Source organism: Actinomyces weissii (genome assembly GCF_016598775.1).
Classification (GTDB): domain Bacteria; phylum Actinomycetota; class Actinomycetes; order Actinomycetales; family Actinomycetaceae; genus Actinomyces; species Actinomyces weissii.
Genome location: NZ_CP066802.1, coordinates 925,933 through 950,171, shown reverse-complemented (window position 1 = coordinate 950,171; position 24,239 = coordinate 925,933). Strand labels below are relative to the sequence as shown.

The window sequence follows — 24,239 nt, the reverse complement described above, 5'->3', positions numbered from 1 at the left end:
AACCCGGTCAGCAGCCCCCCCCGAGGCGGGGCAGCGGCCCCCGGCAGCCAGTCGGCCCGCCTACCAGGAGGGGCCCCGGCCGGTCAGGCTCCAGGCGTCCCCGGAGTCCTCCTCGGCGCTGCCGTCCTCCCAGGACTCTGACTCCGGCAGGCCCGAGCCCGCCTGCAGCGGGTCCTCGGCGTAGCGGTCCGGCAGGACGGTGGTGTGCCCGTCCACCGGGCCGCCGTCCCAGTCCTCCCCGCCCAGGTCACCCGCCGGGGCAGGCGCGGCCTGCGCGCCCGCCTCCCCCGGGGCCGCACCGTCGCCCTTGATCCAGGCCAGGGTCTCCTCCAGCAGCTCAGGCTGCACCAGCACGTCACGGGCCTTGGAGCCCTCCGAGGGGCCCACCACCTCCCGTGACTCCAGCAGGTCCATGAGCCGCCCGGCCTTGGCGAAGCCGACCCGCAGCTTGCGCTGCAGCATGGAGGTGGAGCCGAACTGGCTGGAGATGACGAGCTCGGCGGCCTGCAGCAGCAGGTCCATGTCGTCGCCGATCTCCTCGTCGATCTGCTTCTTGACCTCGGGGACGATCACGTCCTCGCGGTACTCCGGCTGCAGCTGGGCCTTGACGTGCTCCACCACAGCCCGGATCTCGGACTCGTTGACCCAGGAGCCCTGCACGCGCACCGGCGAGGAGGCCCCAGGGCCCAGGTAGAGCGCGTCACCCTGCCCCGTTAGGGTCTCCGCCCCGTTCTGGTCCAGGATCACGCGCGAGTCCAGCTGGGAGGCGGTGGCGAAGGCCAGGCGGGAGGGCACGTTGGACTTGATCAGGCCCGTGACCACCTGGGCCACCGGGCGCTGCGTGGCCAGTACCAGGTGGATGCCGGCGGCCCGCGCCAGCTGGGTGATGCGCTGGATCGAGGCCTCCACGTCCTTGGGGGCCGTCATCATCAGGTCGGCCAGCTCGTCCACCACCACCAGCAGGTAGGGGTAGGGGGCCAGCACCCTCTGGGAGCCGGGCAGGGGCTGCACCTCCCCGGCCCGCACGGCCTTGTTGAAGTCGTCCACGTGCTTGAAGCCGAAGGAGGCCAGGTCGTCGTAGCGGGCGTCCATCTCCCGCACCACCCACTCCAGGGCCTCGGCGGCCTTCTTGGGGCTGGTGATGATGGGGGTGATCAGGTGCGGGATGCCCTCGTAGATGGTCAGCTCCACGCGCTTGGGGTCCACCAGCACCATGCGCACCTCCTCGGGGGTGGCCCGCATCATGATCGAGGTGATCATGGAGTTCACGAAGGAGGACTTACCCGATCCGGTCTGCCCGGCCACCAGCAGGTGGGGGGTCTTGGCCAGGTTGGTGACCACGTACTCGCCCTCGACGTTCTTGCCCAGGCCCACCACCAGCGGGTGCGCCTGCTTGCGGGCGGCCCCCGAGCGCAGCACGTCCCCGAGCTTGACCATCTCGCGGTCGGAGTTGGGGATCTCCACGCCGATCGCGCTCTTGCCGGGGATCGGGGTCAGCAGGCGGATCTCGTCGGAGCCGACGGCGTAGGCGATGTTCTTCTCCTGGCTGGTGACCCGGGAGACGTTCACGCCCCGCCCCACCTGCACCTCGTAGCGGGTCACCTGGGGGCCGCGGGTGTAGCCGGTGACGGTGGCGTCCACCCCGAACTCGCTGAACACCTCCTGCAGACGGGCCACGATGGCGTCGTTGGCGCCGGTGCGGGTGGCGTGACCGGGCCCGGGCGTGAGCAGGGACTCGTCCGGCAGGCGGTAGGTGCGCCCGTCCGGCAGGGCCATGGAGCTCATGGCGATCTCCTGGGCCAGCTCCAGGGCGTCGGCGCTGGGGGCCACCACCTCGTGCTCCTCGGTGACGGCGTCCGGCTCCTGCGGGGGCACCGGGCGGAGGCGCGCCCCGGCCCCCAGCGTGCCAGCCTCCGGCGGCAGGGCGGCAGGCAGGGGCTGGCCGGTCTCGTCCAGGAGCACCGGCTCACTGTCACCCGGAAGGTCCAGGGGCACGTCCACGACGGCGGGGCTGGCGGCCTGGGGGGCGCGCCTGCCCGTCAGCGGACGCTTACGGCCCTTGGGAGCAGGGGCGGGGCGGGCGGAAGCCGCCTGCTCCCCGGCCTCCAGGTCCTCTGCCTGGGCGGAGGCACCTGGCCTGACGGCGGTGCGGGCCTCGGCGCCCCGCTGGCGACGCCCGTTGCCCCGGGGCCGCTCCTCGGTCTCCAGGGCGCTGCGGAAGGGCTCGTCGCCGTCGTAGGACTCCAGCAGGGAGGTGCGGGCGGGCTCCGGGGCGTGGTAGCGCCCACGGATACGGGCCAGCGTCCGGGCGGCCAGGGAGTCACCCGGCTCGGGCCGAGGGCCGCGCCGCTGCTCGGCCGCCTCCCGCAGGTCCGCGACCGTGCGCCCGAAGACCACCAGCAGGGAGAACACGATAAGCAGGAGCAGCAGGATCACCGCGCCAGCGGCAGAGAAGAGCACGGCCAGGGGGTAGCCGATGAACCACCCCAGAAGCCCGCCCGCCTCCTCCAGAGCGGCCAGTCCCTGTCCCATGGCGGGGTTGCCCTGGGCAATATGGATGATCCCGGTAACCCCCGAGAGCACTCCCAGTCCCCCCACCAGGACCCGGATCCGGCGTCCGGTGGAGGCGCGGCGGCTGAGCATCAGCACCCCGGCCGCGGCCAGCAGCACCGGCACCAGCACGCTCAGCAGACCCACCGGGCCGGCCGCCAGGTGGTGCAGGAAGCCGCCGGCGACGCCGGAGACCCCGAACCACTCGCGCAGCCCCACCACCACGGCCAGCCCGAGCACCAGGAAGGCCCAGGCGTTCGAGCGCAGGCCCGCGCCCGGGGAGGCACCAGCCGGCCCCCCGGGGCTGTTGCGGCTCGCCGGGGCAGCGCCACGGGAGCGCGGTGGCGTGATGCGTTCGGTCTTGGAAGCACGGGAGCGAGAGTCAGCCATGATGGTTATCACGCTAGTGGGCGGCGGGCGGGGCCGCCTGTCAGCCACGCCGCCTAGAGCACCGGGGCTTCGTCACGTGGCCCGGCGGTACCGTCCTCCTCCGCCAGGAGCCGGTCGATCTCGTCCGCCCGGGGTGAGCGCGCCGGCCCCACCCGGGCCACGGCCTCGGCGGCGGCAGCGTTGGCCCGGCGGGCCGCCGCCAGCACGTCCAGGCCGCTCATCATCCCGGCCACCAGCACCCCGGTGTGGGTGTCCCCCGCCCCGGTGGTGTCCACGACGGCGCGGGCGAAGCCGGGCACCTCCTGGGGGCCTGAGCCCACGGGCCACAGCACGCAGCCGTGCACCCCGGTGCGCCGCACGATCAGGGCCTGGGGGGCGGCCGCGCGCATGGCGGCAGGAGAGCCCAGGCGGGCGGAGAGCCCGGAGATCTCCAGGTGGTTGCCGGTCAGGAGGGTGGCGCGGGCCAGCAGCGCCTCCAGGTCCTCGTCACTGATCTCCGACTCCACCGGCCCCAGGTCCATGGCCAGGCCCACCCCCTCGGGCAGGGACAGCAGCCAGGGCACCAGCAGGGCCCGGGAAGAGGGGTGCACCAGGTCGTAGCCGGTGGTGTAGACCCAGTCCCCGCCAAGCAGGTCCAGGAGCTCCAGGTCCTCGATCTGCGGCTCGTTCTCCACCCCCTCGGTGGTGATGAAGGTGCGGCGGCCGGAGGCGTCCACCAGGGTGGTGCAGGTGCCGACGTCGCCCACCAGCTCACCCACCAGCAGCTCGACGCCGTCACGCATCATGGCCTCCCGCACCAGCACCGAGTTGGGGCCGGTGCCCAGGGTCGCGGCCAGCCCTGCCGGAACCCCCTGGCGGGCCACCGCGGAGACCACCGTGTAGCCCCCGCCGACGGTGGGGCCGGAGGAGGTGGCGGTCACCGCGCCGCCGGGGGCGGGGATGTGGGTGACGTGCAGGGGCAGGTCGATCAGCACCGAGCCGGTGGAGATGAAGCAGGCAGGACGTCGCATCGGCACGGCTCTCAGGCCTCGATCACGACGGGCACGATCATGGGCCGACGGCGCAGGCGCCGTCCCACCCAGCGGCCCAGGGTGCGGCGCAGGACCTGCTGCAGGGAGTGGGCGGAGGCGTTGCCCGAGTCCAGCGCCTGAGCCAGGGAGGCGGTAAGGTCCGGCAGCACCTCGTCGAACACGGCGTCGTCCTCAGCCACACCCCGGGCCTGGATATGCGGCCCGGCCAGGATGGTGCCGGTCTTGGTCTCCACCACCGCGTAGACGGACACGAAGCCCTCCTCGGCGAGGATACGGCGGTCCTTGAGCTCGGTCTCGTCGATCTCCCCCACGGAGGAGCCGTCCACGTAGACGTAGCCGCAGGGCACGGCCCCGGCGATACGGGCCTGGCCGTCCAGCAGGTCCACGACCACGCCGTCCTCACAGAGCATGACGCGCTCGGGGGCGATGCCGGTCTTGACGGCCAGGGCCCCGTTGGCCACCAGGTGGCGCACCTCCCCGTGGATCGGCATGACATTGGCGGGCTGGACGATGTTGTAGACGTGCAGGAGCTCCTCGGAGGAGGCGTGGCCCGAGACGTGCACCTTGGCGTTGCCCTGGTGCACCACGCGGGCCCCCAGACGCATGAGCTGGTTGATGACCCGGAACACGGAGTTCTCGTTGCCGGGGATCAGCGAGGAGGCGAAGATGACGGTGTCCCCCGGCTCCAGGCTGATGGACTTGTGCTCCCCGTGGGCCATGCGGGACAGGGCCGCCATGGGCTCCCCCTGGCTGCCGGTGGCCATGAGCACACGCTCGCCCGGGGGCAGGGAGGAGATGTCCCGGGCGTCCACCAGCACGCCCTGAGGGACCTTGAGGTAGCCGCGCTCCGCAGCGATCCCCATGTTGCGGACCATCGAGCGGCCGATCAGGGCCACGCGACGGCCGTGGGCGTCCGCGGCGTCGAGCACCTGCTGGACCCGGTGCACGTGGCTGGCGAAAGAGGCCACCACGATCTGCTGGTCGGAGTCGGCGAAGACGTTGTCCAGCACCGGCCCGATCTCGTTCTCGTGGCCCACCATGCCGGGGACCTCCGCGTTGGTGGAGTCCACGCAGAACAGGTCCACGCCCTCCTCCCCGAAGCGGGCGAAGGAGCGCAGGTCCGTGATGCGCCCGTCAATAGGCAGGGAGTCCATCTTGAAGTCGCCGGTGACCAGGGCGGTGCCCGCGTCAGTGCGGATCATCACGGCCATGGCGTCGGGGATGGAGTGGTTGACGGCCACGAACTCCAGGTCAAAGGGACCGTAACTGACCTCCTGGAGCTCCTTGACCTCGTGCAGCACGGGACGGATCCGGTGCTCCTTGAGCTTGGCGTCCACGAAGGCCAGGGTCAGCTCGCTGCCCACCAGGGGGATGTCCGGGCGCAGGCGCAGCAGGTAGGGGACGGCGCCGATGTGGTCCTCGTGCCCGTGGGTGAGCACCAGGGCGACCACGTCCTCCAGGCGGTCCCGGATGTAGTCGAAGTCCGGCAGGATCAGGTCGACGCCGGGCTGGTCCTCCTCCGGGAAGAGCACGCCGCAGTCGACCACCAGGAGCTTTCCCTCGGTCTCGAAGACGGTCATGTTGCGGCCGACCTCGCCCAGGCCGCCCAAGGGCACCACGCGCAGCGCGCCATCTGGGATCGGACCGGGGGCCTTAAGCATGGGGAAGCTCGTCACGGCCCTGATTCTAGCCGGGCCCGGCGGGCCGGTCTCCCAGGGCCGGTAGCACAGGAGCCCGACCACTACGGGCCGGGCTCCTGCTGCTGGTACCCCGTACCGGATTTGAACCGGTGCTGCCGCCGTGAGAGGGCGGTGTCCTAGGCCGCTAGACGAACGGGGCCTTGTTCAGTTGTGACCGGTTTCCCGGCTCGTACCCCGTACCGGATTTGAACCGGTGCTGCCGCCGTGAGAGGGCGGTGTCCTAGGCCGCTAGACGAACGGGGCTCCTGGGACCAGGTGACCAAGACCACCTGATGCGTACCCCGTACCGGATTTGAACCGGTGCTGCCGCCGTGAGAGGGCGGTGTCCTAGGCCGCTAGACGAACGGGGCCTGTATGCAACTGTGTGAGCACACCTAGGCTGCGAGTATCTTTGAGGACATCGCAGGCACCGGGTGCGTTCGCTGGGGTACCAGGACTCGAACCTAGAATGGCTGAACCAGAATCAGCTGTGTTGCCAATTACACCATACCCCAATGAGGCTCTACGCCTTCCAGTCCCCTGTCCGGCGCAGCGGGGAAGAATCTACAGGCCCACCCCCCTGGGAGCAAATCCTGCTCGCGTGAGCACAGACACACCGCCCTGGCGCCCCGGACGCCGACCGCGCCCCGCCTGGGAAAGGGGCATGACCGCCCCACCCCGACTTGTGCATTTCGGCGCGAGTGGTGCGGTATTCCGGCACCACTCGCGCCGAAATGCACAAGTGGAAGCGAAGGGGGCGCCCCGGCGCGCAGGTGGCGACCCGGGGGGAGGCGGGCACCGGGCTCAGCCCAGCCGCTCCCGCAGCGCACGCAGCCGCACCAGGCAGGAGTCCCGCCCCAGGATCTCCATTGACTCGAACAGCGGCGGGGAGACCTGGCGCCCGGTGACGGCCACCCGCAGGGGCCCGAAAGCCAGGCGCGGCTTGATGCCCAGCCCCTCGACTATGGCCTCCCGCAGCACCTCCTCCAGGCGGGCGGTGCGCCACTGCCCGGCATCCAGGGGCTCCAGGGCGCCGATGGCGGCGTCGAGCACCGCGGACGCGGAGTCCTTGAGCCTGCCCACGGCCTGCTCGTCCAGGACCAGCTCGGCGTCGCTGGTGAACAGGAAGCCGAGCATCTGGCGGGCCTCCCCCAGCAGCTGCACCCGGGTCTGGATCAGCGGGGCGGCAGCAGCGAGCACCTCCTGCTCCGCCGGGCTCAGCTGCGCAAAGCTGGGGGCGGAGACCAGGGGCCGCGGCTGCCACTGCGGGTCGGCCGGGTCCGGGTAGACGTCCGCCAGGTAGGGCACCAGGCGGTCGCGGAAGTCCTGGGGGTCGAGCAGCCGCAGGTGCTCGGCGTTGATGGCCTCGCACTTCTTGGGGTCGAAGCGGGCCGGGTTGGGGTTGACGTCATGGACGTCGAAGTGCGCCACGAGCTGCTCGGGGCTGAAGACGTCCTGGTCCTTGGACAGGGACCAGCCCAGCAGGGCCAGGTAGTTGAGCAGCCCCTCAGGCACCATGCCGCGGTAGCGGTGGATGAGCAGGTTCGACTCAGGGTCACGCTTGGAGAGCTTCTTGTTGCCCTCCCCCATCACGTAGGGCAGGTGCCCGAACTGAGGCACGGCCTGAGCGCGGCCGATCGCCATCAGGGCCCGGTAGAGCACCACCTGGCGGGGGGTGGAGGACAGCAGGTCCTCGCCGCGCAGCACGTGGGTGATGCCCATGGCGGCGTCGTCCACCGGATTGACCAGCGTGTAGAGCGGGTCACCGTTGGCACGCACCACCACGTAGTCGGGCACGGAGCCCGCCTTGAAAGTGATTGGGCCACGCACCAGGTCGGTGAAGGTGATGTCCTCCTCCGGCATGCGCATGCGCAGCACCGGCTCCCGGCCCTGGGCCCGGAAGGCGGCCTTCTGCTCCTCGGTCAGGTCCCGGTCGGCGCCGTCGTAGCCCAGCTTGGGGTCGCGCCCGGCGGCCCGGTGACGCTCCTCCACCTCCTCGGGGGTGGAGAAGGACTCGTAGAGGTACCCGGCCTCCAGCAGCTCGGCGGCCACCTGCTTGTACAGGTCCATGCGCTGGGACTGCCGGTAGGGCTCGTGCGGTCCTCCCTTGCCCACGCCCTCGTCCCAGTCCAGGCCCAGCCAGGCCAGGGAGTCGAGGATGGCGTTGAAGGACTCCTCGGAGTCGCGGGCGGCGTCGGTGTCCTCGATGCGGAACACGAAGGTGCCGCCCACGTGCCGGGCGTAGGCCCAGTTGAACAGGCAGGTACGCACCATGCCCACGTGCGGGGTCCCGGTTGGTGAGGGGCAGAAGCGCACTCTCACGGGAGAGCTGGCGACGGCGGAGGGGGCGGGGGCGGAAGCGGCGTTTTCACTCATGGTGGCCCCAGCCTAGCGCCGTGCCGCACCGCTCCCCAGCGGCCGCCCCGGCCCCGTGCGCCGCCGTCGGCACGCCGCCTGCACCATAGGTACACGGCCACTGTGCCGCCGAGCCCGTCCCCGTACGCCAACCAGCCGCCGACGCTCCAACGCCGCCGGGTCCGGCTGCCGCTAGGCTCAGGGCATGGACCCAGCCGCCGTCACCGCCAGCTTTGACACCTTGACCCCGGAGCTGCTGCGACAGCGCGGCTCACTGAAGTGGACCTGGAGACCGGGGACCCTGGGCGCCTGGGTGGCCGAGTCCGACCTGGGCACCGCCCCGGTGGTCACCGAGGCCCTGCAACAGGCTGTGGCTGACGGCACCTTGGGCTACCTGCCCCCGCAGCTGGCCCAGCAGGTGGCTACGGCCACGGCCGAGTTCCAGGCCAGCCGCTACGGCTGGCAGGTGTCCGCACAGGAGGTGAGCCTGCTGCCGGACGTGCTCTCCAGCCTGCGGGCGGTCCTGGAGCGGCACAGCCGCCCAGGTGCTGACGTGATCGTGCCCACCCCGGCGTACATGCCCTTCCTGACCATTCCCGCACAGCACGGTCGGCGTTGCGTACAGGTTCCTGCCCTCAAGGACTCAGGGGCGGACGGCGGCCCCCGCTGGTCCTTGGACCTGGAGGGCATTGAGCGGGCCATGCGGGACGGGGCCGGGGTGCTGGTGCTGTGCAACCCGTGGAACCCCGTGGGGCGGGTGCTCAGCGCGGCCGAGCTGGACGCCGTAGCCAGCCTCTCCGCCCGCTACGGCGTCACGGTGTTCGCCGACGAGATCCACGGCCCTCTGGTGCTTGACCCGGCCCTGCGCCACGTGCCTTACGCCTCCCGCCCGGGAGCGGACCCGGCCCTGACCTTCACCGCCACCGCGGTCTCCAAGGGCTGGAACGTGGCGGGGCTGAAGTGCGCCCAGCTCATTGCCTCCGGTGGGGCGCGGACCCGGTGGGAGTCCAGCCCCCTGTCAAGGCACCTGGAGATGGAGGCATCCATACTGGGGGCCAGGGCGGCGGTGGCCGCCCTGAGCCCGGACGGGGTGGCCTGGCTGGAGGTCCTGCGCGGCTACCTGTGGGGCAATGTGGGGCTGTGGTCCCAGCAGCTGGCGCAGCTGCCAGGGGTGGAGCCGACCCGCCCTGAGGGCACCTACCTGGCCTGGCTGGACCTGGCAGGCACCCGGGCGGCGGCATCGCCTGCTGAGCACCTGCTGCGGGCCGCCCGCCTGGTGGTCAATGACGGCCGCTCCTGCGGCACCGGGTACGAGTCCTGCTGCCGCGTGAACCTGGCCACCAGCCGGACGGTCCTGGCCCAGATCATCCAGGGGATCAGCCAGGCGGTGTCCTGAGGGACGGCGCCCCGTCTTGGGGCTTAGGGGCTCCTAGCGCCGCACCACGGGGTTGGAGAAGGAGCCGATGCCCTCCACCTCGACCTCCACCCGCTGCCCGGCCTGGATCGGCCCCACCCCGGCGGGCGTGCCGGTGAGCAGCACGTCCCCGGGTAGCAGCGTGAAGATGCGCGAGACGTAGGAGACCAGCTCGGCCACCGGGTGGAGCATCTGGGCGGTGCTGGCCTCCTGGACCAGGCGCCCGTCCACCCGGGCCCGGACCACGGCCTGGTCCGGGTCGAAGCCGCCGGGATTCCCCGGCTCCGGCACCTCGATCCAGGGCCCCAGCGGGCAGGAGGTGTCGAAGGTCTTGGCGCGCGCCCAGGTGGCGTCACTGCGCTGGCAGTCGCGGGCGGTGACGTCGTTAGCCACGGTGTAGCCCAGGATCACGCGGGCGGCGTCCGCCGGGGAGACGTCCTTGGCCAGGGACTTGATGACCACGGCCAGCTCGGCCTCGTGGTGGACCTCCTGAGACCAGGGCGGCAGCACGATGGGCGCGTCGGGGCCGATCACCGCCGTGTTCGGCTTGAGGAAGACGACGGGCTCAGCGGGGGGCTCGGACCCGAGCTCGCGGGCGTGCTCGGCGTAGTTCCTGCCGATGCCGATCACCTTGGAGCGGGGGATCACCGGGGAGACCAGGCGCGCCTCCGACAGGGGCACCACCTGGCCGGTGGCCTCCGGCAGGGTGTACAGGGGGTCGCCCTTGAGGACCACCAGGTGCCCCTGGCTCTCCCCGCTGGGGGTGGCACCGTCTGCGGGCAGGCCCTCTACGATGCCGTAGCACAGCTCGTCACCGGTGGAGAATCGCGCGATCTTCATGCGCCTAGCCTAGTGCGGTCAGCACGGGGGCCGCACAGGTCAGCGCCCGGTGCAGCAGGGCTGACCGGGCGCGGACGGGTTTCAGTGCCGGTGGGCGGCGTCGGTCCACACGTCTCCGGGCAGCTCTCCAGGCAGGTAGGGGTTGCCGGTGGCCACGAAGCGGATGTGCTCCAGCCTGCCCTCCAGGTGGGCCTTGCGCTGGGCCTCCCAGTCGCGCAGCGCCCCGAAGGCCCACCTGCCCAGCAGCAGGATGGCGAGGATGTTGATGACCGCCATAAGTCCCATGGCCACGTCCGAGAGGGTCCACACGAAGTTCAGGGTGGAGACCGAGCCTACGAAGGTGGCCACCAGGATCATGCTGCGCAGCCAGTAGTGCCTAGCCCCCTCCTTGCGGCTGAGGAAGTCCACGTTCACCTCGGCGTAGGTGTAGTTGCCCAGCAGGGAGGTGTAGGCGAACACGAAGATGATGAAGGTCATCAGGTACTTGGACCACCCACCCAGGGCGGCGGCCACGGAGGTGGTGGTGAGGGTGCCAGCGGCCTCCTTGGCGGCCGTCTCTCCCATGGCGGCGGTGGTAGCCGGGTCGTAGACGCCTGCGAGCAGGATGATCAGGGCGGTGGCGGTACACACGATGATGGTGTCCACGAACACCCCCAGGGACTGGATGAAGCCCTGGTTGACGGGGTGGGCGGTGGTGGCGGTGGCCGCGGCGTTGGGCACCGACCCCTGGCCGGCCTCGTTGGAGAACAGGCCACGCTTGACGCCGTTGAGGGCGGCCGCGTACATGCCGCCCGCGACACCGGCGAAGGCCTGGTTCAGGCCGAAGGCCCCCTCGATTATGGCCAGGAAGGCGTACGGGATGGCCCCGAGGTTCAGCACCAGCACGATCACGGCGATCAGGGCGTACAGGCCCGCCATGAAGGGCGCCAGCCACTCGGTGAAGGTGGCCACCTGCTTGATTCCACGGAAGACGATCGGCGCGGACAGGACCACCAGCACCACGCCGGTCACCCAGGGCTCCACCCCGAAGCTGCCCTTGATGGTGTTGGCGATGGTGTTGGCCTGGGTGGCCTCGTAGGCGAAGCCGAACACGAAGGTGATGACCACGGCAAAGACAGAGCCCCAGAAGCGCGAGCCCAGGCCCTGGCTGATGTAGTAGGCGGGCCCGCCGCGGAAGGAGCCGGAGGGGTGGCTGGTCTTGAACAGCTGCGCCAGGGTCGCCTCGATGAAGCCGGTGGCCATGCCGACCAGCGCCACCACCCACATCCAGAACACGGCCCCGGGCCCGCCCATGGTGATGGCGATGGCCACGCCCACGATGTTGCCGGTGCCCACCCGGGAGGCCACCCCGATCGCGAAGGCCTGGAAGGAGGAGATCGAGCCCTCCACCTCGTCGGACTCGCGGGCGTCGGCGATGGCCTTGACCATGTGCCCCAGGTAGCGGAACTGCAGCCCCCGGGTGCGCACCGTGAAGTACAGGCCGGCGAGTATCAGCATCCAGGCCAGGAAGCCTCCGTACAGGTAGCCGGAGAAGGTGTCCAGCTGGGCGGTGGCCTTTTCCAGGAGCCCCGGCTCGGCTTCGAGCGGAAGGTTGAAGGGAGTCACGGAGCCGCATCGTAGCGGTCACGTGTGTCACAGTCGTGTCACAGCCTGCCCGGATTGTTTCTGACGTGTGTCCGACGGCGCCACGAGGTCCTGGGCGTCCAGGCGCAGCCCCGGCGTCTCAGGCTCCCCGGCCCCAGGCACCGTGGGGCAGGTCGGTGGGCAGGTGCGGGTTGCCCTGCCCCATGAAGCGCGGGCGGCTGCGCTCCCCGGCCCTGATCTCCTCCTGCTGCACCTCCCAGTCGCGCAGGAGCGCACGCACCCAGCCGGACAGGGCCACCAGGGCGGCCAGGTTGATGACGGCGCCCAGCCCCAGCAGCACGTCCGCCAGGCTCCACACGGTGGTCAGGGCCGCGCCCCCGCCCACGAAGGCGCAGGCCACGGCCCCCAGGCGCAGCAGCCAGGCGGCCCAGGGGGCCCGGGTCAGGTAGTCCAGGCACACCTCGGCGTAGGAGAAGGCGCCCAGGATGGTGGAGTAGGCCAGCACGAGGATCAGCAGGGTCATGGGCCAGCTGGTCCAGGAGCCGAGCATATGGGCGATCGCGTCCTGGGTGAGGGTCCCGGCGGCGGCGTCGACGTCCTGTGCTCCGGTGGCGCCTGGGGTGAAGACGGCGGGGTCGGAGCGCCCGGCAATGAGGATGGACAGGGCGGTGGCGGTACACACCAGCATGGTGTCCACCAGCACCCCGAAGGCCTGGACGAAGCCCTGCTGGGCGGGGTGGGCGACGGTAGCGGAGCCGGCCGCGCAGGCAGCCCCACCCAGACCGGCCTCGTTGGAGAACAGGCCCCGCCTGACGCCGTTGAGGACCGCGGCGCTGAGGCCTCCGGCGGTCCCAGCCAGGCCCGCGCGCAGGTTGAAGGCCCCCGCGAGGATGTCCCCCACGGCCTGGACGGCCTGCAGGGGGTGGGACAGGATGATGAGCAGCACCAGCAGCAGGTAGCCGAGAGCCATGACGGGGGTGAGCCACTCGGTGACCCGGGCGATGGCCCGCAGCCCGCCCAGCAGCACGGGGGCCACCAGCAGGGCCACCAGCGCCGCGCCCGCCCAGGCGCCCAGAGGGGTGCTCCTGGTGAGGGCCGCCGTCATGGCGTTGGCCTGGACCATGGGCATGGCCAGGCCGTTGGCCAGCATGAACACCACGGCGAAAACCCCGCCCAGCACCGGCAGGCGCAGGCCGTGGGCGATGTAGTGGGCGGGCCCGCCCCGGTAGGTGCCGTCCCCGCGGGGCACCTTGAAGGCCTGGCCGAGGCTGGCCTCGCTGAAGGCGGTGGCCATACCGACCAGCGCCACCAGCCACATCCAGAACACGGCCCCGGGCCCGCCCAGGATCAGGGCCAGGGCCACGCCCACGATGTTGCCGGTGCCTACCCGGCAGGCCAGCCCGACGGCGAAGGCCTGGAAGGAGGAGATGCCGCCCTCGGCCCCGCCCCGGGAGCCGATCATGGCGCGCAGCACGGTGCCCAGGTGGCGCAGCTGCACGCCCCGGGTGCGGATGGTCAGCAGGAGGCCCACAGCGATCAGCAGCCATACCAGCACCGTGCCGAACAGCAGGTTGGAGGTGTATCCGAGGAGGTTCCTGAACGCTCCCACGCCTCAGTCCTCCCAGACGCCGTCAACGGTGCTGCCGGGCAGGTACGGGTTGCCGTGCCCCTTGAAGACCGGCTCCTTACCGGCCCGCAGCTGCTCGTCGAAGTCGCGCAGGGCACCCAGGGCCCAGGGCGCGAGCAGGATGATGGCCACCAGGTTGATGAGCCCCAGCAGCCCCAGGGCGATGTCGGTCAGGGCCCACACGATCGGCAGGCTGAGCACGGTGCCCGCGAAGGCGGCGGCGGACAGCAGCAGCCCGAAGGCCTGCTCAGCCCGCTTCTCCCCGCCCAGGAAGTCCACGTTGACCTGGCTGTATGAGAAGCAGCCCAGGAGGGTGGAGAAGACCAGCACGAAGATCAGCACCACCATGGGCCAGGTGGTCCAGCCCCCCAGGTGCTCGGCGACGGCGGCCTGGGTCAGGACGGCACCGGCCACCCCCTCCTGGCCAGGCTGGTAGGTGTCCCGGGCCAGCAGGATCAGCATGCCGGTGGCGGTGCACACCAGGATGGTGTCCACGAAGACCCCGAAGGACTGGACCAGGCCCTGGCGCACCGGGTGGCTGGTGGTGGCGGTGCCGGCGGCGTTGGGGACGGTGCCCAGACCGGCCTCGTTGGAGAACAGGCCACGGCGCACACCGTTGAGCACGGCGGCCACCATGCCACCGCTCAGGCCGAACAGGGCCTCCTCCAGGCCGAAGGCGCCCTTGACGACGTCCACCAGCACCCCGGGGACCGCGGTGATGTTCAGGGCGATCACCACCAGGGTCATGAGCACGTAGGCCAGGGCCATGAGCGGGGCGACCAGCTCGGTCACCCGCGCCACGGTCTTGAGCCCGCCCAGGACCACCGGCGTGGTGATCAGCACCAGGGCGCAGCCCACCTCCCAGGGGGCCACGGAGGGCACGGTGGCGTTGATGACCCCGGCCAGGGCGTTGGTCTGCACCATGACCACGGTGACACCCACGGAGATGATGCACAGCACGGCGAAGACCCGCCCCCACAACAGGGAGCCCAGACCGTTCCTGATGTAGTAGGCGGGCCCGCCGCGGTAGGTGAAGGCCCGGCCGCGCTCCTTGAAGACCTGGGCCAGGGTGGACTCCACGAAGCTGGTGGCCATGCCGATCAGGGCCACAAGCCACATCCAGAACAGGGCGCCAGGTCCCCCGGCGACGACGGCGAGCGCCACCCCGGCGACGTTGCCGATGCCCACCCGGGCGGCCATGCCCACGGCGAAGGCCTGGAAGGAGGAGATGCCGCCGTCGGCGTGTCCCCGCGAGCGCGTGATGGTGGCCAGCATGGTGCGGAAGTGCCGGAGCTGGACCGCGCCGGTGCGGAAGGTGAAGTACAGGCCCACAGCCACCAGCAGGAGGGAGAGCACGTAGGTGTAGAGGGCGTCGTCTACGGTGTTGAGCAGGTTCTCAATGTCCCCGCTGCTCAGGGCGGGGGCGGTCCCTGCCAGGAACAGGTGGGTGCTCATCGTTCAGCTCCTGTGGCGGCGGCTGGCTGGGTGGTCTCGGGGGCGGTGGCGCTCATAGGCGGGGCTCCTTGTTCTGATGGCTGGTGGGGGTGGGCCTTCAGTCCCACACGTCGGTCTGCAGACTGGCTGGCAGGTGGGGGTTGCCCTGGGCCCGGAAGACGGGTGACTCGACCCCGGCGGAGCGCTGGGCCTCGTAGTCGCGCAGGGCTCCCACCCCCCAACGGTAGAGCCAGACGAGCGCGACCAGGTTCGTGAGGGTCATGACGGCCATGGCGATGTCCACGGCGTTCCACACGACCTCCAGGCTCAGCACGGCCCCGGCGGTGGCGGACAGGATGGACACAAGGCGTACCAGCCAGCTGCCCCAGGCCTTGCCGCCGGTGAGGTAGGACATGTTCACGTCAGAGTAGACGTAGGCGGCGATGATCGAGGAGTAGGCGAGCACGAAGACCAGCACCGCCATCGGCAGCACGGTCCAGGCTCCCAGCCCGTGGGCGATGGCCAGGGTGGTCAGGGTGGCGGGGTTGGCGTCGGGGCTGGTCCAGGTCTCGGGGCCGGAGAGCAGGATCACGAAGGCGGTGGCGGTGCACACCACGACAGTGTCGATGAAGACGCCCAGGGACTGGATCAGGCCCTGCTGCACGGGGTGGCTGACGGTGGCGGTGGCGGCGGCGTTGGGGGCGGTGCCCTGCCCCGCCTCGTTGGAGAACAGTCCGCGCTTGGTGCCATTTACTACGGCCGCCAGGATGCCGCCGCCCAGGCCGCCCACCAGCGGCTCCAGGGAGAAGGCGGAGCGGATGATCAGGCCGAGGACCTGCACGAACTGCTGGATGTTGGCCAGGCAGATGACGGCTACCAGCACCACGTAGACCAGGGCCATGGCCGGGGCCATGAGCTCGGTCACGCGGGCTACCGCCCGGATGCCCCCGAGTACGACGACGGCGGTGAGCACCAGGACCAGGGCAGCCACCACCAGCTGCTGGCTGCTTAGCCCGGCGAAGCCAGGCAGGGCGGAGTCCTCACCGCTGCCGAAGGCTGCCGCGAGGGTCCCGGCCACCGCGTTGGACTGCACGGAGGTGATGACGAAGCCGCAGGTGACCACGGTGATCGCCGCGAACAGGCCCGCCAGGAGGGGGCTGCCCATACCGGCGCGCATGTAGAAGGCGGGACCGCCCCGGAAGGAGCCGTCCTGCGCCCTGACCTTGAACAGCTGGGCCAGGGTGGCCTCGAAGAAGGCGGTGGCCATACCGACCAGCGCCACCACCCACATCCAGAAGATCGCGCCGGGGCCCCCTGCCAGGAGGGCGGCGGCCACCCCGAAGACGTTGCCGATGCCTACCCGGGCGGCCAGGGAGATGGCGAAGGCCTGGAAGGAGGAGATGCCGCCCTGCGCGCCTGCGCGCGATCCGCGCACCTGGCGGAGCATGCTGCGCAGGTGGCGCAGCTGGACCCCGCGGCTCACCACGGTAAGGAACAGGCCGGTGACTATCAGCACCCACATGGTGATGTGCGCGGTGATCCAGTCGGCTACAGCCAGCAGGTCGGCAGCTAGGGCGTCCATGGTTATTGGCCTTTGCACACTAGGGGTCGGAGAACGCGAGGCATGTTCTCACAGCCCCGCGGTCCACCACGCATCCGTCTCACCCCCGCCCCCCACCCGTCTCTCGCGAGACCGGGACATCGGTACCGCGAGACCGGGACATATGGCTCACGAGACCGGTAAGGGTTGCCTTAACTGTGGATAACTAGGGCGCTCTCAGGTTACGGACAGTCCCAGCAGGCGCACCAGGCAGAAAGCAGCTCCAGGACGACGGCGGATGGGTGCTGTGGACCGGCGACGGCCTGGTGCGTGCAACTCAGGCAGCAGCATGACGACGCCGGGGCCGCAGCCCGTCCGCCCTGCCGTGAGAGCATGGCCGTATGGCCCCCTCCCCCGCTGCTGGCGCGGTACCCGCGCTGAACGCCCTCCTGGACTCGCTCATCCCCGCCCACGACCCCGAGCGGGTGCCTGAGCCGGAGGAGGTCTACCTGGCCTTCGCCCAGTGGGCCCAGGACACGGGCCGCCCCTTGTACCCGCACCAGGACGAGGCCCTGAGCCAGATCCTGGAGGGTCGCCACGTGATCGCCGCGACCCCCACCGGCTCCGGCAAGTCCATGATCGCCCTGGCCGCGCACACTGTCTCCCTGGCCCGGGGCGGCCGCTCGTACTACACCGCCCCGCTCAAGGCCCTGGTGTCGGAGAAGTTCTTTGAGCTGGTGCGGCTGTTCGGGGCCGAGAACGTGGGCATGGTCACCGGTGACACCGCCATCAACCCGGACGCCCCCGTGATCTGCTGCACCGCCGAGATCCTGGCCAACCAGGCCTTGCGGGAGGGTGAGGCCCTGGACCTGGACTGTGTGGTGATGGACGAGTTCCACTACTACGCTGACCCGCAGCGCGGCTGGGCCTGGCAGGTGCCGTTGCTTGAGCTGCCGCAGGCGCAGATGGTGCTGCTCTCCGCCACCTTGGGGGACGTGTCCTTCTTCGTGCGGGACATCCAGGAGCGTACAGGCCGGGAGGTGGCGGTGGTCGACGACGCCGTCCGCCCTGTGCCCCTGGAGATGGATTACTCGGTGGAGGCGATCACCGAGCTGCTGGAGCGGCTGGTGGGCCAGGAGAAGGCCCCCGTGTACGTGGTGCACTTCTCCCAGAAGGAGGCGGTGGAGCGGGCCACCGCCCTGCTGGGCACCGACCTGGGCGGCAAGGCCCGCAAGGAGCAGGTGGTGGCCGCCCTGGGGGACTTCCGTTTCGGCGGGGGCTTTGGCCAGACCCTCTCGCGCCTGCTGCGCAGCGGCATCGGCGTGCACCACGCGGGGATGCTTCCCCGCTACCGGCGCCTGGTGGAGCGCCTGGCCCGGGAGGGGCTGCTGTCGGTGATCTGCGGCACGGACACCCTGGGGGTGGGTATCAACGTGCCGATCCGCTCGGTGGTGCTCACCAGCCTGGTCAAGTTCGACGGCGCCAAGGAGCGCCACCTCACGGCCCGTGAGTTCCACCAGATCGCGGGGCGGGCGGGGCGGGCGGGCTTCGACACGCGCGGCTTCGTCGTCGTCCAGGCCCCAGAGCACGTGATCGAGAATGCCAAGGCCCTGGCCAAGGCGGGCGACGACGAGCGCAAGCGCCGCAAGATCGTGCGCAAGAAGGCGCCGGAGGGGCGGGTGAACTGGACTGACAAGACCTTTGAGCGGCTGCGCGACGCCGCCCCGGAGACCTTGACCAGCCAGTTCCAGGTGACCACCACCATGGTGCTGAACCTGATGGAGCGGCCCGGTGACCCGGTGGCGGCCATGGCGGCCCTGCTGGGCCGGGTGCAGGCCACCCCGGCGGAACGGCTAACGCACCGGCACCGGGCGGTGGAGATCTACCTGTCCCTGCGGACCGCGGGGGTGGTGGAGCACGTCAGCAGCCGGCAGGCGGCGGCGGACGGCCGGCCACGGCTGCGCCTGGCGGTGGACCTGCCTCAGGACTTCGCCCTGAACCAGCCGCTGGCGCCCTTCGCCCTGGCGGCCATGGACCTGCTGGCGGTGGACTCCCCAGAGCACAGCCTGGACGTGGTCTCGGTGGTGGAGGCGACGCTGGACGACCCGCGCCCGGTCCTCTACGCCCAGCAGCGGGCGGCCCGGGGTGAGGCGGTGGCCGCCATGAAGGCTGAGGGCCTGGACTATGAGGAGCGGATGGCGGCCCTGGAGGAGGTCACCTGGCCGCGCCCGCTGGCGGAGCTGCTCACGCCCGCCCTGGAGATGTACAAGCAGGCCAACCCGTGGATCGCGCAGTTCGAGCTGTCGCCCAAGTCGGTGGTGCGGGAGATGGTGGAGAACGCCATGACCTTCTCCGACCTGGTGTCCCGCTACGAGCTGGGCCGCAGCGAGGGGGTGGTGCTGCGCTACCTGACTGACGCCTACCGGGCGCTGCGCCAGGTGGTGCCGGAGGAGCACCGCACCCCGGAGGTCGTGGAGCTGACCGACTGGCTGGGGGGCCTGGTGCGGGCGGTGGACTCCTCGCTGCTGGACGAGTGGGAGGCCTTGGGGGCGCTGCAGTCGGGCCAGGCTGGCACGGAGGGGACGGCGGGCACGGCCGGGCTGCCTGGCGACCGGCCGGGGGCGGATGACTCCGCTGGTGTGGAGCGGGCTTTTGGGGCCGACGCCGACGGCCAGGTCGCCTTCACCCGCAACCGGCACGCCTTCCGGGTGGCGGTGCGCAAGGAGCTGTTCCGCCGGGTGGAGCTGATGGCTCGCGACGACGTCGAGGCGCTGGGGCGGCTGGACGCCTCCTCCGGCTGGGGCGAGCAGCGTTGGGACGAGGCGCTGGGCCGCTACTGGGAGGAGTACGACTGGTTGGGCACGGACCAGGCGGCCCGGGCGGTGGCGCTGGCGCCGCTGGACGAGGATCCTGACGAGTCGGCGCTGGCTGCCGCAGGGGTCTCTGAGGCCCTGCGGGAGGCCCTGGAGCGTTCAGGACGCCGGGTGTGGCTGGCCACGCAGGTGCTGGAGGACCCGGAGGGGGACCATGACTGGCGGCTGGTGGCCCTGGTGGACCTGACGGCCTCGGACGAGGTGGGGCGGGCGGTGCTGCGGCTGCTGTCGGTGGGGCCGGCATTCTGAATGTGGTGGCGCTTGAACCAGCCTGTCTCAGGAACTTGTGGGTCCTGTTGTCTGTCCGGGGCGCCATGAGGCGACATCGCGGCGAGCAGCACGCCAGGCGGCTAAGGCAGAGCAGGCGGTGCCGATCGTGGTGAGTATGAGTGCCCCGGCGGTCAGGACTGGACTGGGTTTCCAGTTGGGCAGGTAGGGGTCGCCGATTACGTGTTCCATCCCCAGCGGCAGGATGTTGTAGACGACGACACCTAGCACCCCGGCGGCCAGCAGCGGCACGGACACGCTCCAGGCGGTCGCGCTTGAGGCCATTGCAGGATTACCCGTAATCGATCCCACTGGCGCAACTATCGCGCTCACCTGACGCAGGTCCTTGGTAAGGGCCGTGGTCAGGGCCAGTATAAGTACCGCTCCGCCGAGAGCAGAAAGGGACAGCACCCATCCCTCTTCCAGTGCGACGTCGGCACCGGCCACGTTCCAGGTGGAGCGGACGGATACGATTGTGCCCGGCAGGTAGCGACTGGCCGTGCTTTGCAAAGAGTCGAGGTCGAGCCCGGTTTCATCCAAGGAGACAAGGATGAGTTCCTCAAAGTCCTGTGGCATTTGCTCAGTCTGGGTGACGACGATCTGAGGAACCTGCCCTACCACGTAGCGCGCACGGTCCGAGCTTACAACTGTCGGTGTCTTGTCCACCTGCCCATCAGGACATACCAGGTCCAGGGTCTTCAGCGCTGCGCAGGAACCGCTAAGGTTCACCGAGATGGTGTCGCTGGGCTCAGGTGCTGAGTCCCTGCGAATCGCCAGGACGCCCGCCTCCGGTGGTAGATGTTCAATGACTGGATCAGGGTCGGCGCCTGGTGGGATATTCAGTGCCAGCACGCTTGTACCATAACGTGCCAGGTCCCTTTGAGATTGAACAATGAGCCCGCTCAAGCCAGAGGTGTGCAGCTGAACCAGTCCAGCCAAGATAATGACGGCACACATGCTGAGCGCAACCAGGCTGACGCGCCTAGGCAGGTGTTCGAGGAACCTGCCTGCGATGAGTGTCCCTGGGGAGGAACGTAATCGGGCTACACGTACTAGAATGCGACCGACCCACGAACACACCAAGCTAATGGGAGCCCACGATAGGATGATGGTGGCGAATCCTGCAGCCGTTGCCACGTGACCGACATACGGCCAGGGCGCCAGCAGCACTGGCAGGGAGGCCCCACTAGTGAGTGCCAGGAGGAAGCCTGCGCTGTAGATGCCACGATCTGCCCGGCTGTCCCGTTCACGGTGGCGCATACGCTCACGGATGCGGGTGCGGACTAGACCTACTACGGCTAAGCAGGCACCGGTTCCAGCCAGTATCGCCACTAGCAGCAGGGGTGCGACCTGCCGCGTGTCTGTAGCGTTGTAGCGAGCGTCCAGGAAGGGCAGGACGACGTCGCAGCACATTGCCCAGATCGTGGCCAAGCAGGAGATGAGGGCCGCTGTGAGGCAGTAAGGCAAGTGCTCTAGGCGGTCTAGCTGGACCAGCTGGCGGCGGCTGAGACCTATGGCGGCGAGCATCCGCCCGGTGGTGCGCAGGTGCTCAGCCCCTATGGCGGCGCCGATCCCCACCGCTACGAGTCCGGGTAGGAGTAGACTGCTTAGGACAAGCAGAACTGAACGCTCCAAACCGCTACGATACAGGTAGCCTGTTCCGTGAATCGCATCGAACCAGTTCCTGTAACCGAAGCCCTGCACCGGGAACATAGCCTGGGCCTGCAGGGCGTCTGTGGCAGGCCTGAGGTAGACGCGCCGTTCGGTAGGTGTTTCCAGTCCGTCAGGGTCTATGCGACCGGCCACCTCGCCATAGAGTCGTGCCCGGCTGCCCGCCAGCTCATTGGCGAGCTGAGGAGATACGTATGCCTGCCCGAGCTCGGGCCAGCGGCTCAGGCCGGGCGGCAGAGGCGCATCAACGGTCAGTGGTTCCAGAACGACCACGGTGACGGGGTGATTGTCTATCTCACCGAAGGCGGGCAGATACAATAGCTTGGCATCACCTTCGTCTGACTCGATTGGAATCGGGGAGGCTGCGGTTGAGCGCAGTTGACCGAGTCGCACATCGTTAACCAGGACAACTAAGGATATCAACCCCAGACAGGCCAAGAAAGTGCCCACCACGACTACTAGGTAGGAAGCTCCATGACCAGCACGTCTACGCTGCGCACGCAGTGCCTTGGCAGCCGCAATCATGGAACGGCTCATGGGTGCGCCCGCCTCAGGCGGCCCTCATCCAAGTGATACCAGCGATCGGCGTCCGCAGCAATACCCTCATCATGGGTTACTAGCAGCAAGGCCCGGTTCGCACCTCTTACCTGCTGGCAGAGACAGTCGATCACGTTCTCACGATTGGCACGATCCAGTGAAGCGGTAGGCTCATCGGCAATCAGCAGCCGAGGCGAGCCGATCAGGGCGCGCGCAATCGCGACCCGTTGCTGCTCCCCCCCGGACAAGGACGAGGTCCGCCGCCCTTCCGCTTCCAAACCGAGTTGGGCCAGCAAGACACGCCCTTTGCTAGTGGCGTCTTCGAACTCAGTACCTCCGGCCAGGGCAGGCAGAATGACGTTCTCCAGGGGTGTTAGCTCGTCAAGCAGGTATCCCGCCTGGAACACCATACCAATGTTTTCACGCCTCATTTTTGCGGCAGCTGAACTGTTTCCGAACCGCACCACCCTCCCATTTACCCTCACCTCGCCTCGGTCCGGCTTGAGCAGGCCGAGGACGAGGGAGAGCAAGGTGGATTTTCCGCTACCGGAGGGTCCCGTAATGGCAACCACCTCACCGTCGCCCACTGTCAGATCAAGGCCGTTCAGTACCAGACGGCCTCCGTAGCTAAAGGTAAGATCGCGTAAGCACGCAATGCCGTCACTCATCTGGACCGCCGCAGCCCTATCTCATGCTTATGTGTAGCATCAGCCCCAGCCGGAGCCACGCCCAAGCCCACGGAGGCAACAAGCAGAGCAGAGACTAACAGTCGATTCTTCTTCATGGTGCCCCTTTCCCTTATTAGCGATCCATAACGCCGACATCAGTGCCGACCTCATCGTCAGCACGCTACTATCACTTGATCACACCACAAAAATCAATATCTAGCATGTTCGGGTTAGCGGTCACCACTCAGACCCGCTTGTCGGCAGCAGCGAGCCCATCAGAAGGCGCACCAGCTCAGCTCAGCAGCCTAGCCGCCAGGCCTTCAGCCCGAGAGTCTCTCAGAGGATGCCGCGCCCGGGTACCACCTGCTTGCCGAAGGGGAAGCAGGTCACCGGAATCATCTTGACGTTGGCTATAGCCAGCGGGATGCCGATGATGGTGACGGCCTGGGCGGCCGCCGTCGTCAGGTGCCCGATGGCCAGCCACAGGCCCGCCACCAGGAACCAGATGAGGTTGCCCAGGCCGCTCATGGTCCCGGCCTGGGGCACGGGGACAACCTCCCGCCCGAAGGGCCACAGCACGTAGCCCGCGATACGGAAGCAGGCCACTCCAGCGGGGATGGTGACGACGAAGACGCAGGCGACCACGCCCGCCAACAGGTACCCCAGCCAGAGCCAGAAGCCGGAGAAGACCACCCAGATCAGGTTCAGCAGTGTGCGCATGGCCTGAGTGTGCCCGGCGACGGCGGGGCCCGGCCTCATCCTCGGGAAGGAGCCGCCCCCTGACCTGCCCCTGAGCCAACCCTGACCCGCCCCAGGCTGCCCTTGGCGGCCCCACCGCTCACCAGAAGACGCGCTGGGCGATAGCGTCAGCGAAGTTGTCCAGGGCCACCGGCGCAGACGACAGGTACAGCCCGGCGTCGATCAGGGAGACCTCCATCAGGTAGAAGCCGCCCTGCCCGTCAGAGACCACGTCCACCCGGTTGAACAGCAGCTGGATGTCCCGCTTGGAGCGCCCCTTGATGAGGCCGTGGATGCCCTTGCGCACGCGCTCACCCCACAGCCACTCCTGCTCGGAGGGCTCCCGGGCGGTGACGATCTCCTCGTGCACGTCCTCCTCGTCAATGGAGCGGAAGGACGGGTGGAGCATAGGGGCCTTCTCGACCGCGTGGGAGAGCACACCGTTGAAGTAGACCAGGGAGACCTCACCCTTGCGGTCCACCTCCTCCAGGTAGCGCTGCACCATGACGGTGCGCCCGCGCCCCAGGTGGTGCACGGCGTCGTTGATGGCCTCGGAGCGGGACTTGGCGTCGATGGCGGTGTACCGGCCGGTGCCGCGCCCCCCGGAGGAGATGGCGGGCTTGACCACGAAGTCCCCGAAGGCCGGGAAACGGGTGTGTACCTGGTGCTTGGAGAGGTTCTGCTCCGGCTCCAGCCACATGGTGGGGATGGTGGGCACGCCCCGCTTCTCCAGCTCCTGCAGGTAGTGCTTGTCCGAGTTCCACTCCACGACGTCGGGGTGGTTGAGCAGGCGGGGCACCGTGCGGGTCCAGGCCCGGAAGGCGTCGTAGTGGCGGCGCTTGGCGTAGTCGCGCACGGAGCGCAGCACCACCACCCCGGCCTCGGTCCAGTCGACGTCAGGGTCGTTCCACACGGCGACGCGCGGGTCAATGCCACGCTCCGCCAGGGCGTCAGGCAGGGCGCGGTCGTCCGCGTCCAGGTCCGGGAAGTCGACGGAGGTCGCCAGTGTCACGATCGGTTTTGCCACAGGGCAAACGGTAC

At 69.6% G+C, this 24,239-nt stretch carries 16 protein-coding genes and 4 tRNA genes; 3 read left to right on the top strand and 17 right to left on the bottom strand.

The genetic code is table 11. The annotated features are described in order from the left end of the window. Positions 1–60: 60 nt before the first annotated feature. The 8 genes from JG540_RS03900 to gltX all read right to left on the bottom strand — a co-directional run bounded on the left by JG540_RS03900 (position 61) and on the right by gltX (position 8,026). The gene (locus JG540_RS03900; protein WP_200277397.1) at positions 61–2,940 is read right to left on the bottom strand and encodes a DNA translocase FtsK; all 2,880 of its coding nucleotides are present in this window, start codon (positions 2,938–2,940) and stop codon (positions 61–63) included. A 53-nt stretch (positions 2,941–2,993) separates the two neighbouring features. Continuing rightward, positions 2,994–3,956 carry a PfkB family carbohydrate kinase gene (locus tag JG540_RS03895; RefSeq protein ID WP_200277395.1) on the bottom strand — a complete coding sequence of 321 codons (963 nt, stop codon included), beginning with the start codon at positions 3,954–3,956 and terminating at the stop codon, positions 2,994–2,996. A gap of 5 nt (positions 3,957–3,961) precedes the next feature. Continuing rightward, entirely contained in the window at positions 3,962–5,632 is a 1,671-nt protein-coding gene (locus tag JG540_RS03890; RefSeq protein ID WP_200278063.1) for a ribonuclease J, read from the bottom strand. Positions 5,633–5,734: 102 nt separating this feature from the next. Continuing rightward, positions 5,735–5,810 (bottom strand) — tRNA-Glu (locus JG540_RS03885). A 31-nt stretch (positions 5,811–5,841) separates the two neighbouring features. Continuing rightward, positions 5,842–5,914, bottom strand: a tRNA-Glu gene (locus tag JG540_RS03880). Positions 5,915–5,948: 34 nt separating this feature from the next. Beyond that, positions 5,949–6,021: transfer RNA gene (locus JG540_RS03875), tRNA-Glu, on the bottom strand. A gap of 72 nt (positions 6,022–6,093) precedes the next feature. Next, a tRNA-Gln gene (locus JG540_RS03870) sits at positions 6,094–6,165 on the bottom strand. A 289-nt stretch (positions 6,166–6,454) separates the two neighbouring features. Next, positions 6,455–8,026 (bottom strand): glutamate--tRNA ligase, encoded by a 1,572-nt coding sequence (gene gltX / locus JG540_RS03865; protein WP_200277393.1) that lies wholly within the window; start codon positions 8,024–8,026, stop codon positions 6,455–6,457. Between the two features lie 184 nt (positions 8,027–8,210). On the opposite strand from gltX, the gene JG540_RS03860 reads away from it, so the two are divergent. After that, a complete protein-coding gene (locus JG540_RS03860) occupies positions 8,211–9,401 on the top strand; it encodes a MalY/PatB family protein (RefSeq protein WP_200277391.1) in 1,191 nt (396 codons plus the stop codon). A gap of 33 nt (positions 9,402–9,434) precedes the next feature. On the opposite strand, the gene JG540_RS03855 is transcribed toward JG540_RS03860, so the two are convergent. The 5 genes from JG540_RS03855 to JG540_RS03835 all read right to left on the bottom strand — a co-directional run bounded on the left by JG540_RS03855 (position 9,435) and on the right by JG540_RS03835 (position 16,486). Continuing rightward, on the bottom strand, positions 9,435–10,259 hold the full coding sequence (locus tag JG540_RS03855) for a fumarylacetoacetate hydrolase family protein (protein WP_200277390.1): 825 nt from the start codon (positions 10,257–10,259) through the stop codon (positions 9,435–9,437). An 81-nt stretch (positions 10,260–10,340) separates the two neighbouring features. Next, a complete protein-coding gene (locus tag JG540_RS03850; RefSeq protein WP_234042956.1) occupies positions 10,341–11,822 on the bottom strand; it encodes an alanine/glycine:cation symporter family protein in 1,482 nt (493 codons plus the stop codon). A gap of 160 nt (positions 11,823–11,982) precedes the next feature. After that, the gene (locus JG540_RS03845) at positions 11,983–13,452 is read right to left on the bottom strand and encodes an alanine/glycine:cation symporter family protein (RefSeq protein ID WP_200277389.1); all 1,470 of its coding nucleotides are present in this window, start codon (positions 13,450–13,452) and stop codon (positions 11,983–11,985) included. A gap of 3 nt (positions 13,453–13,455) precedes the next feature. Beyond that, entirely contained in the window at positions 13,456–14,925 is a 1,470-nt protein-coding gene (locus tag JG540_RS03840) for an alanine/glycine:cation symporter family protein (protein ID WP_234042897.1), read from the bottom strand. A 97-nt stretch (positions 14,926–15,022) separates the two neighbouring features. After that, positions 15,023–16,486: an alanine/glycine:cation symporter family protein gene (locus tag JG540_RS03835; protein ID WP_200277388.1), complete on the bottom strand. Its 1,464-nt coding sequence runs from the start codon at positions 16,484–16,486 to the stop codon at positions 15,023–15,025. Positions 16,487–16,845: 359 nt separating this feature from the next. On the opposite strand from JG540_RS03835, the gene JG540_RS03830 reads away from it, so the two are divergent. Beyond that, complete coding sequence (locus JG540_RS03830; RefSeq protein ID WP_200277387.1) at positions 16,846–19,566, top strand: DEAD/DEAH box helicase; 2,721 nt, start codon at positions 16,846–16,848, stop codon at positions 19,564–19,566. Positions 19,567–19,593: 27 nt separating this feature from the next. Here JG540_RS03830 and JG540_RS03825 read toward each other — a convergent pair whose 3' ends face one another. After that, positions 19,594–20,436 carry a hypothetical protein gene (locus tag JG540_RS03825; protein WP_200277386.1) on the bottom strand — a complete coding sequence of 281 codons (843 nt, stop codon included), beginning with the start codon at positions 20,434–20,436 and terminating at the stop codon, positions 19,594–19,596. 810 nt (positions 20,437–21,246) lie between these two features. Here JG540_RS03825 and JG540_RS03820 point away from each other — a divergent pair. After that, the gene (locus JG540_RS03820) at positions 21,247–21,576 is read left to right on the top strand and encodes a hypothetical protein (protein ID WP_200277385.1); all 330 of its coding nucleotides are present in this window, start codon (positions 21,247–21,249) and stop codon (positions 21,574–21,576) included. Between the two features lie 212 nt (positions 21,577–21,788). On the opposite strand, the gene JG540_RS03815 is transcribed toward JG540_RS03820, so the two are convergent. From JG540_RS03815 to JG540_RS03805, 3 genes are all read right to left on the bottom strand, one after another. Next, entirely contained in the window at positions 21,789–22,460 is a 672-nt protein-coding gene (locus tag JG540_RS03815) for an ABC transporter ATP-binding protein (protein WP_200277383.1), read from the bottom strand. A gap of 336 nt (positions 22,461–22,796) precedes the next feature. After that, positions 22,797–23,180: a YccF domain-containing protein gene (locus JG540_RS03810; RefSeq protein ID WP_200277381.1), complete on the bottom strand. Its 384-nt coding sequence runs from the start codon at positions 23,178–23,180 to the stop codon at positions 22,797–22,799. Between the two features lie 118 nt (positions 23,181–23,298). Continuing rightward, a complete protein-coding gene (locus JG540_RS03805) occupies positions 23,299–24,225 on the bottom strand; it encodes an ATP-grasp domain-containing protein (RefSeq protein ID WP_200277378.1) in 927 nt (308 codons plus the stop codon). Positions 24,226–24,239 lie beyond the last annotated feature (14 nt).

Bases quoted from the DNA above. Each gene is read 5' to 3' on its own strand.
- JG540_RS03900 (WP_200277397.1), bottom strand. From the start codon at position 2,940: ATGGCTGACTCTCGCTCCCGTGCTTCCAAGACCGAACGCATCACGCCA.
- JG540_RS03890 (WP_200278063.1), bottom strand. From the start codon at position 5,632: ATGCTTAAGGCCCCCGGTCCGATCCCAGATGGCGCGCTGCGCGTGGTG.
- gltX (WP_200277393.1), bottom strand. From the start codon at position 8,026: ATGAGTGAAAACGCCGCTTCCGCCCCCGCCCCCTCCGCCGTCGCCAGC.
- JG540_RS03860 (WP_200277391.1), top strand. From the start codon at position 8,211: ATGGACCCAGCCGCCGTCACCGCCAGCTTTGACACCTTGACCCCGGAG.
- JG540_RS03855 (WP_200277390.1), bottom strand. From the start codon at position 10,259: ATGAAGATCGCGCGATTCTCCACCGGTGACGAGCTGTGCTACGGCATC.
- JG540_RS03840 (WP_234042897.1), bottom strand. From the start codon at position 14,925: ATGAGCACCCACCTGTTCCTGGCAGGGACCGCCCCCGCCCTGAGCAGC.
- JG540_RS03835 (WP_200277388.1), bottom strand. From the start codon at position 16,486: ATGGACGCCCTAGCTGCCGACCTGCTGGCTGTAGCCGACTGGATCACC.
- JG540_RS03830 (WP_200277387.1), top strand. From the start codon at position 16,846: ATGGCCCCCTCCCCCGCTGCTGGCGCGGTACCCGCGCTGAACGCCCTC.
- JG540_RS03815 (WP_200277383.1), bottom strand. From the start codon at position 22,460: ATGAGTGACGGCATTGCGTGCTTACGCGATCTTACCTTTAGCTACGGA.
- JG540_RS03810 (WP_200277381.1), bottom strand. From the start codon at position 23,180: ATGCGCACACTGCTGAACCTGATCTGGGTGGTCTTCTCCGGCTTCTGG.